This window comes from Aeromonas sp. HMWF016, from assembly GCF_963878195.1.
In the GTDB taxonomy this organism is placed as follows: domain Bacteria; phylum Pseudomonadota; class Gammaproteobacteria; order Enterobacterales; family Aeromonadaceae; genus Aeromonas; species Aeromonas lacus.
The window spans coordinates 1-9,084 of record NZ_CAWNWX010000055.1 but is presented as its reverse complement, the minus strand read 5'-3'; the positions used below and the strand labels follow the sequence as shown (position 1 = coordinate 9,084).

The following is a 9,084-nucleotide window of genomic DNA, read 5'->3' as shown; positions in this document are numbered from 1 at the left end:
GGCCGAACAGCAGCGCCAGCAGGGAGGGGATGGCGGTGGCATTTTTCGCCTCATCGCCGTAGAGGCCGTACTTGAGCACCACCAGCGAGTGGATCCAGTAGATGAGCCCCGCCAGCAGCACCCCGCCAAGCAGGGCGATGGGGTAGTCCCGCTCCGGCCGCTTGAACTCCTCCCCCATATGGGCGAAGGCCTCGAGCCCGACGAAACACCAGAACATCACCGCCAGCGCGGTGGCCATGGCAGGCCACTCGTCAGCGCTCGGCAGCGGCCGGACCGCGTCACGCCAGCTCACCTCCCCCTTGAACCAGATAAGCAGGGTGAGCCCCAGAATGGCCAGCGCAATCAGCAGTTGCAGGTTGCCGGAGGAGCGCGCCCCGCGCAGCCCCAGCAGAAAGACCCCGAGCAGGGTGAGCAGCTGGATGGCCCAGAGGGTCCACTCCCCCATCTCGAACAGTGCGTGCCAGAAACCGGCGGCAATCATCAGGGCGGCGGGCAACCCCACCGGCAGCACCGCCAGAAAGAGGAAAGCAGAGAAGCGCTCGGCGCCGTTGCCAAAAGCAAGGCCAATCAGGTGTGGCGCACCACCCGCATGAGGATAGCGACGACCGAGGCGGGCGAAGGTAAAGGCGATGGGCAGCACCAGCGCAATCAGCAGCAGCCAGGCCCAGAGCGAGGCCCCGCCCGCCAGCGAGGCAGCGGTCGCCGGCACCACGAAGATCCCGGTGCCGAGCAGCGAGGTGGCGAGCAGCCCCATCCCCTGCCAGAGCCCGAGATCCTTTTTCAACCCAGACATATCCTTTTGTCCTGACTAAAAAAACATCCCGCCATGTTAGGCCTGCCCCGCCCCTTTGTTAAGTACGATGGTTAAGCGCGGTGGCGAGAATATGCAGCCTTTTATTCAGGCTCGGGCTCAGCTTGCAGGGATTCGGCCAGAAAATCGCCCAACAGGGTGATCTTGAGTACCTGCCGCCGCGCCGCCGGGTAGATAAAGTAGAGGGTCTTGGCCGGACTCTGATAATGGCCAAGCAGCGGCAGCAGACGTCCCGCAGCGATATGGTCACGCACCTGTCCGGCGGGCTGCAAGGTGATGCCGGCGCCAGCCAGTGCCGCTGTCAACAAGGCTGGCCAGTGGTTGATGCGCAGGCGCGAGGCGACCCGCACCTCCTCGCTCTGGCCATCCTCCCCGACAAACTGCCAGCGCTCGTGCTCCCCCCAGTTGCCGTGCAGACACTGATGGCGAGCGAGATCGGCCGGATGACGGGGCACGCCGTGGCGATTGAGGTAATCGGGCGCCGCGCAGAGGCGGTAGTGCTGGGTCAGCAGCGGGCGGGCAATGAGCGCCTCATCCTGCGGGCGCAGGGTACGGATGGCGGCATCGAATCCCTCCTCCACCAGATCGACCCAACGCGGGGTAAGCTGCAGATCCACCTCCAGCTTGGGGTAGCGGTCGAGAAATGCGGGCAACAGCGGCACCAGCCGGTGGTGGCCAAAACTGAGGGGGGCGGCGATGCGCAGCCGTCCGGCCGGCTCGGCCAGCAGGGTCTGGGTGAGCGACTCGGTCAGCGCCAGCTCCTCCAGTACCCGCTGGCAGCGAGCCAGAAAGAGCTGGCCCAGCTCGGTCAGGGTCTGCTGGCGGGTGGTCTTGTGAAACAGCTTGCCCCCCAGCCACTGCTCCAGCCCCAGCACATGCTTGCCCACCATCTGGGCGCTGATCCCCTCTTCGCTCGCCACCGCGCTGTAGGAGCCGAGATCCACCACCCGGGTGAAGATACGCATGCTGGTCAATCGGTCCACAACCCCTCCTTTTTGCCCGTTTCAAGGCCATTTGGCCCGCGGCAAGGGCTCAGATTCACAACCAAAAGTTTAGTAAGAAATGATTTTTAGCCAATTTATCTCACTTTTGGTTACCAATATAGTGGCCAGCAACGTCACAAAACAGGACATATCCCCATGAAAAGCACCTATCTGGCCGCCCTGCTGGTCGGTCTGCTGGCCACAGGTGTCAGCCAGGCTGCCGAGAGCAGCTTTATCAACACCCAGCAGAACGCCCCCGTCACCCTGACCGCAACTCAAGCCCAGCCCGATATCTTCCGGGTCAGCCTGCTTGGCACCGGCACCCCGGTGCCCCAGATCAGCCGCGGCGGCTACAGCACTCTGGTCGAGGCGGGCAACCAGAAGCTGGTGTTCGATTTTGGCCGCAACTCCGCCACCCGCCTGTGGCAGCTGCATATCCCCATCGGTCGGGTCAACGCCTTCTTCCTCACCCACTTCCACTCGGATCACACCAACGGGCTGGCGGATCTCTGGCTGACCGGCTGGCTGCAACCGGCCTATGGCCAGCGCCACGCGCCGATGGAACTTTACGGGCCCAAAGGCACCAATGCCCTCGCGAGCGGCCTGCAGCAGGCCTACGCCACCGATATCGCTACCCGGGTCAAGGATGAGGGGACGCCGCTGGACGGGGTGAAGATCAACAGCCACGAGGTGACTGCCGGGGTGGTCTACGACCGGGATGGGGTCAAGGTGACCGCCTTTGACAACGACCACGGGGTCAACATCAAGCCGTCGTTTGGCTATCGCATCGACTACCACGGCCACAGCGTGGTGCTCTCCGGCGATACCCGCTACAGCCCGCAGGTGGTGAAAGAGGCCAAGGGAGCCGATCTGCTGGTGCACTGCGTCTCCATGACCTCTGCCGAGCAGATGAAGGCCAACCCGGGCTACAAGGCGATCGCCGGTCACCTCGCCTCCCCCGAGCAGGCCGCCCGCGTTCTCAACGAAGCCAGACCGGCCCTGACCGTGTTCAGCCATATCGGGCTCAACGGCAAGATCTCGGTCAAAGATCTGGCGCAGGATCTGCGCGCCCGCTACACAGGGCCGTTCGTCATCGGCAACGACCTGATGCAGATTGACCTGCCCACCACGCCCTCCGGCAAGGGCTACGCCCTCTGGCAGGCGGAGAATATCGACAACAAGTAAGTGACACGGATGGCGGCCAGCCATGGTCGGCATCCGCAATCGGCACCGCAGGGCTATCTTTAAGAGGTGTTTGACCACAAGGAGTTATCTCATGAGTCTGAAATGGAAGCACCTCGCCCTGGCCACCCTCCCCCTGCTCGGCATGTCGGCCGCTCAGGCGGCGCAGTTGACCAGCCTTGAATGGCCCCCCTACACCAGTGCCAGCCTGCCTGAACAGGGCAAGACCAGTCAGGTGGTGACCGCGGCCTTTGCCCTGGCCGGCGATCCGCTGACCATCAAGTTCTACCCCTGGCAACGGGCGGTGGACGAGGCGACCAACAACCCCGAGGTGCTGGGCTATTTCCCCGAGTACCTCGATCCCAAGAGCAGCTGCCTCTTCTCCGATCCCATCGGTCACGGCCCTCTCGGCTTTGCCCAGCGGGCCGATCAGCCGGTGAGCTGGCAGAGTCTGGACGACCTGAAGGGCAAGAAGATCGGGGTCGTCACCGGTTACGTCAACACCACCGAGTTTGACCAGAAGGTGGCCAGCAAGGCGCTCTCGGCCGATGCCACATCCTCGGACAGCCAGAACCTGCTCAAGCTCGGCAACGGTCGGCTCGATCTGGCGGTCATCGACCAGAACGTGATGACCTATCTGCTGGAGAGCGATCCCCACCTCAAGGGGGTCGCTGCCAACCTCGCTTTCAACAGCAAGATCCTCGAGGACAAATCGCTCCACGTCTGCTTTACCAACTCCGCCAAGGGCAAGGAGGCGCGGGACAAATTCAACAAGGCGCTGGCCAGCGACGAGGTGAAGAAGCTGATGAAGTAGCGCTGCTGCATCCGCTCGCAGCCCCCAAACAGCCATAAAAAAAGCCGCCTCTTGCGAGGCGGCTTTTTCATTCAACAGATTGACCGGCGTTATCAGGCAATCAGCTTGTAGATGATACCGGACATGGCGATCAGGCCGATGATGGTCACGAAGCCGTTGCTGATGTTGCCAGCGTATTTGCGCATGGCAGGAACCTTGGCGATGGCGTACATCGGCATCAGGAACAGCAGCATTGCGATGATGGGGCCGCCCAGATCTTCGATCATGCCGAGGATGCTCGGGTTGATGGTAGCGATGGCCCAGGTGGTCAGGATCATGAAGATCGCGGTCACTTTGTTCAGCTGCTTGACGTCAACGTTCTTGCCCTTCTCACGCAGGGACTTGGCCATCAGACCGTTCATGCCCTCTTGCGCACCCAGGTAGTGACCCAGGAAGGATTTGCTGATGGCAACCATGGCGATCAGCGGAGCCACAGTGGCGATAACCGGGTTGTCGAAGTGGTTGGCCAAATAGGACAGGATGGAGATGTTCTGTTCTTTGGCAGCAGCCAGGTCAGCCGGGGAGAGGCTCAGAACGCAGCTGAATACGAAGAACATAACGGTCATCACCATCATGACGTGGGCGCCCAGCAGGATGTTGCTGCACTTCTTCTCGGCACCTTCACCGTAACGACCTTTGTTGTCCACCGCGAAGGAGGAGATGATCGGGGAGTGGTTGAAGGAGAACACCATTACCGGGATAGCCAGCCACAGGGTCTTGATGAAGTCGGCGTTGAAGGCATCACCCAGCGCCGGAGCTTCAGTGATGATGGCACCGTTCCAGTGCGGGATCAGGTAGAGCGCCAGGCCCATCAGGGTGATCACGAACGGGAATACCAGCACGCTCATCGCTTTGACGATAACCTGGCCGCCGAGGCGAACGATCGCCATCAGACCGAGGATCAGCGCCAGAGACAGGATGGCACGGGGAGGTGCAGTCATGCCCAGCTGGTGAACCATCAGGCTCTCGACGGTGTTGGTGATGGCTACTGAATACATCAGCAGGATCGGGTAGATGGCAAAGAAGTAGAGCAGGGTGATGAACTTGCCTGCGGTCTTGCCGAAGTGCTCTTCTACTACTTCGGTGATGTCGCCATCACGGGTAGAACCGGACAGCACGAAGCGGGTCAGGCCACGGTGGGCAAAGAAGGTCAGCGGCAGGGCCAGGATCAGCATGGCAACCAGCGGCCACAGGCCACCTACACCGGCGTTGATCGGCAGGAAGAGCACACCGGCACCGATTGCGGTACCGTACAGGCCCAGCATCCAGACCACATCGGCCTTGTTGATGCCACGAGCGGCGTTGCTGGCTACACGACCATCAGCTGCAATATTCATGTCAGACATAAGTTGTTCCTGTCATCTAGGAAAAATGGGATTCTTGTTCATTCGGGCCTTGGCCCGGTTCCATCTCCCTGGAACGCCTGCTCTTCTTCCCTGTAGCTCTCACGCCCCGGCAATCTGGTCATCACTCCATGTAACAACAAGAATGCAACAAACAACGGCATGAGTTTTTGACTCTGAGGGGGGACACCTGCTCGCCTTAACAACTCGACAACATGCGTCTCTCTCGATGGGGTGACTTTAATTAAATGACCTTATTAATCACAGCGTTTTTTTGAATTAATCAACCAAAGTTTGATTCGAGTCGCCTTTCGGACGACTAAGATCACACTCAAAGCGCCTTGTTGTGAGTTTTTTTTAACATTTAAAATTAGTTTCACTGGATTCAATGAATTTTGATAGTTTACATTTTTAAAACAAGCAGCCATTTTCGGGTGGATTGTATGCAGCATCCCCTTGGCGTACCCTTGTGACTCACGCCTTTTTGTTGACTCAAGATGACCATCACCCGTACCGATCTCGCCGAACTGGCGGTGTTTGCCGCCGTCGCCCGCCACCGCAGTTTCAGCAAGGCCGCCCTCGAACTCGGCGTCTCCGCCTCTGCCATCAGCCATAGCCTGAAGGGGATGGAGGAGCGACTGGGGGTGCGGCTGCTCAACCGCAGTACCCGGGCTGTGGTGCCGACCGAAGCGGGCCAACGGCTGCTTAAGCAGCTGCTCCCCACCCTCAATACCCTGGAAGAGGCGCTCGCCGAGCTGGCCCGCAACAGCGATGAACCGGTGGGACGGCTCAAGCTCTGCGCCCCGCGCAACGCCATCGACAGCCTGCTGGCGCCGGTGCTCATCGACTATCTGGCCCGTTATCCGCGGATGCAGGTGGAAGTAGTGGAGCAGGAGCTGATGCCGCGCATGATCGAGGATGGCTTCGATGCAGCCCTCTTTTACGGGGATCTGCTGCCCAAGGAGATGATCGCCATTCCGCTCGGCCCGCCCCAGCGCTATCTGGTGGTGGGGTCTCCCGCCTATCTGGCGCAAAACGGCACGCCGGAGCACCCGAGCGAGCTGAGCCGCCACGCCTGCATCGGCTATCGCCTCACCCCGCACCACCACTACCGCTGGGCCTTTGCCGCCGATGGCAACCTGCTGGAGATAGAGGTAACCGGGCCACTCACCACCAGCACGCCGGCCCTCTATCTGGGGGCTGCCGAAGCTGGGTTGGGGCTGGCCTACTGCCTTGAGGAGGAGGTGAGCCAGAAAGTGGCAGAGGGGAAACTCATCACTGTGCTGGAGCCCTGGAGCCCCACCTTTGCCGGCTTCTATCTCTTCTATCCGAGCCGCCATCAGCTTGGCAGCGGGCTGCGCATCCTGATCGACATGCTCAAGGCGCACTATCAAAACAGCGGATTACTGAGAAATACTCAGCAATTCATCAAGTAGAAACCGGATTATCACCAAAAAAGTATTAATCTAGACTAACTGTTCGATAACCGAGCACATCGAGAGAACAGATATGTCTGCCTACTTCACATTACGGCAACGGGCCATGACCCGTCGCTTCTGGGCCTATGCCCTCCCTTCGATCCTTGCCATGCTGGTGTCCGGTGCCTACTACCTGGTCGATGGCATCTTCGTCGGCCACTATGTGGGGGCGGCCGGTCTTGCCGGCATCAATCTGGTCTACCCGGTCATCATGGTGCTGCTCGGTCTGGCCGCCATGATCAGCATGGGTGCCGCCACCGGCATCTCCTACCAGCAGGGAGCCCGCAACTTCGCACTGGCGCGCAAGACGCTGGTCAATGCCCTCTGGCTGCTGCTGGTGCTCGGTATTACCGCCCCCATCCTGCTCTATTACCTCCACACCGATATTCTGCTGGGGCTCGGCATCGAGCAGGGTACCGAGACCTGGAAGCAGGCGAGTGACTATCTGCTCTGGATTGGCGGCGGTACCCTGCTGCTGGCAAGCAACCTGGCGGTGCCCTATCTGCTGCGCAACGACGGTCGCCCGAAACTGGCCATGGTGCTGGTGAGCAGCGGCGCCGTGCTCAACATCCTGCTCAACTACGTGATGGTGGCCAGACTGGGGCTGGGACTGATCGGTACCGCCCAGGCGACCCTGATGGCGGAAGGGGCGGTGAGCCTGATCGGCCTTGGCTACTTCTTTACCCCCTGGGCCCGACTGCGCCTCGGCTGGCGCGACATGGTGCCGAACCTGCCCACGGTGCCGAACCTGCTCTTTACCGGTCTGCCGAGCCTGATTGCCCAGTTCAACCTCGGCCTGCTGCTGATGCTGCACAACAGCCAGCTGATGGTGTATGGCAATGTGAAGGATCTCGCCGGCTTTACCGTGGCCGGTTACACCGAGGCGGTCTTTATCGTCATCCTGCAGGGGCTGGCCTTCGGCATTCAGCCACTCATCAGCAAGGCGGCCGGGGCCAAGCGCAATCGCGACCTCAAGTATCTGATGGAGATGGGGCTCAAGTTCACCTTCATCTACGGCATGCTGGTCTGGATCACCATCCAACTGCTGCCCCAGCAGGTGGCCATGCTCTATACCGGCGATGACGACCCCGAGCTGCTGGCCGCCGCCGTCAGCAGTCTGCTGCTCAATCTGGGCGCCATTCCGCTGGAGGGGATCATCATGTTCGGCATCGTGCTGCTGCAATCCATGGCCCGTACCCGTCAGGCGCTGGTCATCTCGATGGCCAAAACCTTGCTGCTGCTGCCGCTCATCTTCCTGCTGCCGCTGCTGTGGGGTCGTGATGGGGTGCTGATGGCCCAGCCGGCCACCGTGCTGCTACTCACCCTGCCGCTCTGCTGGCTGCTGTGGCGTGAATGGCTGCGCCTCAAGCGCGCCTGCGCCCCCACAGCCAAGCGCCGCGCCAAGCCGATCAGGGCCGATGGCGCCATTCAGCTGGCTCGCTAAATTCTGCCCAAACCCAGTCTGAAATCGGCATAAAAAAACCGGCATCCCTGATGCCGGTTTTTTTCATCTCTCACTGCCCGAGCAAACTCAAGCCATCACTTCTGGCCTGAGCTGGGCCATCAGCCCCGGGTTGTCGGAGTAATCCACCGGGATGGCCACCACGGCCGGCCCCTCCACCGCCAGCGCGGCACGCAGGGTGGCGCGCAGCTCGTCGGCCGAGCGCACCGCAAAACCGGCCGCCCCGAACGATTCGGCGTAGCGCTTGAAGTCGATGGCACCGAACGACACGCCCGAGGTGCGGCAATACTTCTGCTGCTCCTGCATCGCCACCATGTTGTAGCCGTTATCGACCCAGATGATGTGCACGATATTGCTCTTGAGCCGCACCGCCGTCTCCAGCTCCATGCTCGACTGCATAAAGCTGCCATCCCCCGATACCGAGATCACCTTCTCCCCCGGCCGCACCAGCGCAGCGCCGATGGCCCACGGCAGGGCGACCCCCATGGTCTGCTGACCGTTGGAGATGAGCACCTGACGGGCGCGGAAGCTGTAGAGGTAGCGGGCGATCCAGATATGAAAGCTGCCCATGTCGACGCAGAGGGTCATGTCATCGCGCACCAGATCCTGCAGCTCACGCACGATCCGCAGCGGGTGCACCGGCGTGCCGTGCAGATCGTCGGCCCGCATCGCCAGCCGCAGCCGCTGCTGGCGCACCCCTTGCAGCAGACGATCCACCTCGGGGATGCGCAGCTTGGGCGACCCCATGCGACGGGTCAGTTGCAGCAGGTTGGCGCGGATCGATCCCAGCAGCTCCGCCGCCGGGCAGTAGCAGCTGTCGATATCGGCGGGCAGCACATCGATATGGAGGATGCGGCGCACCCGGTCGCCATTCCACAACACGGGGTCGTACTCGATGGGGCTGTAGCCGATGGCGATCACCAGATCGGCCCCCGCCAGCAGCTGATCCCCCGGCTGGTTGTTGAACAGCCC

8 protein-coding genes are annotated in these 9,084 nt (G+C 61.4%); 4 read left to right on the top strand and 4 right to left on the bottom strand.

What is annotated here, in order from left to right:
- Positions 1–793: L-methionine/branched-chain amino acid transporter (gene yjeH, locus AACS24_RS08095; protein ID WP_108570615.1), on the bottom strand; the 793-nt coding region annotated here is incomplete at its 3' end.
- Between the two features lie 101 nt (positions 794–894).
- Entirely contained in the window at positions 895–1,794 is a 900-nt protein-coding gene (locus AACS24_RS08090; RefSeq protein ID WP_108570613.1) for a LysR family transcriptional regulator, read from the bottom strand.
- A 156-nt stretch (positions 1,795–1,950) separates the two neighbouring features.
- Here AACS24_RS08090 and AACS24_RS08085 point away from each other — a divergent pair, with 156 nt between their 5' ends.
- Positions 1,951–2,979, top strand: coding sequence for an MBL fold metallo-hydrolase (locus tag AACS24_RS08085; RefSeq protein ID WP_108570612.1), 1,029 nt, complete (start codon positions 1,951–1,953; stop codon positions 2,977–2,979).
- 91 nt (positions 2,980–3,070) lie between these two features.
- Entirely contained in the window at positions 3,071–3,790 is a 720-nt protein-coding gene (locus tag AACS24_RS08080) for a substrate-binding periplasmic protein (RefSeq protein ID WP_108570611.1), read from the top strand.
- Positions 3,791–3,882: 92 nt separating this feature from the next.
- Here AACS24_RS08080 and AACS24_RS08075 read toward each other — a convergent pair whose 3' ends face one another.
- Entirely contained in the window at positions 3,883–5,175 is a 1,293-nt protein-coding gene (locus AACS24_RS08075; protein WP_181364151.1) for an HAAAP family serine/threonine permease, read from the bottom strand.
- 494 nt (positions 5,176–5,669) lie between these two features.
- Here AACS24_RS08075 and AACS24_RS08070 point away from each other — a divergent pair, with 494 nt between their 5' ends.
- Positions 5,670–6,608, top strand: coding sequence for a LysR family transcriptional regulator (locus tag AACS24_RS08070; protein WP_108570610.1), 939 nt, complete (start codon positions 5,670–5,672; stop codon positions 6,606–6,608).
- 73 nt (positions 6,609–6,681) lie between these two features.
- Positions 6,682–8,094 (top strand): MATE family efflux transporter, encoded by a 1,413-nt coding sequence (locus AACS24_RS08065; protein WP_108570609.1) that lies wholly within the window; start codon positions 6,682–6,684, stop codon positions 8,092–8,094.
- A gap of 87 nt (positions 8,095–8,181) precedes the next feature.
- Here AACS24_RS08065 and AACS24_RS08060 read toward each other — a convergent pair.
- Positions 8,182–9,084 (bottom strand): thiamine pyrophosphate-dependent enzyme (locus AACS24_RS08060; RefSeq protein WP_258222897.1); only part of this gene is annotated, 903 nt, incomplete at its 5' end.

Bases quoted from the DNA above. Each gene is read 5' to 3' on its own strand.
- AACS24_RS08085 (WP_108570612.1), top strand. From the start codon at position 1,951: ATGAAAAGCACCTATCTGGCCGCCCTGCTGGTCGGTCTGCTGGCCACA.
- AACS24_RS08080 (WP_108570611.1), top strand. From the start codon at position 3,071: ATGAGTCTGAAATGGAAGCACCTCGCCCTGGCCACCCTCCCCCTGCTC.
- AACS24_RS08075 (WP_181364151.1), bottom strand. From the start codon at position 5,175: ATGTCTGACATGAATATTGCAGCTGATGGTCGTGTAGCCAGCAACGCC.
- AACS24_RS08070 (WP_108570610.1), top strand. From the start codon at position 5,670: ATGACCATCACCCGTACCGATCTCGCCGAACTGGCGGTGTTTGCCGCC.
- AACS24_RS08065 (WP_108570609.1), top strand. From the start codon at position 6,682: ATGTCTGCCTACTTCACATTACGGCAACGGGCCATGACCCGTCGCTTC.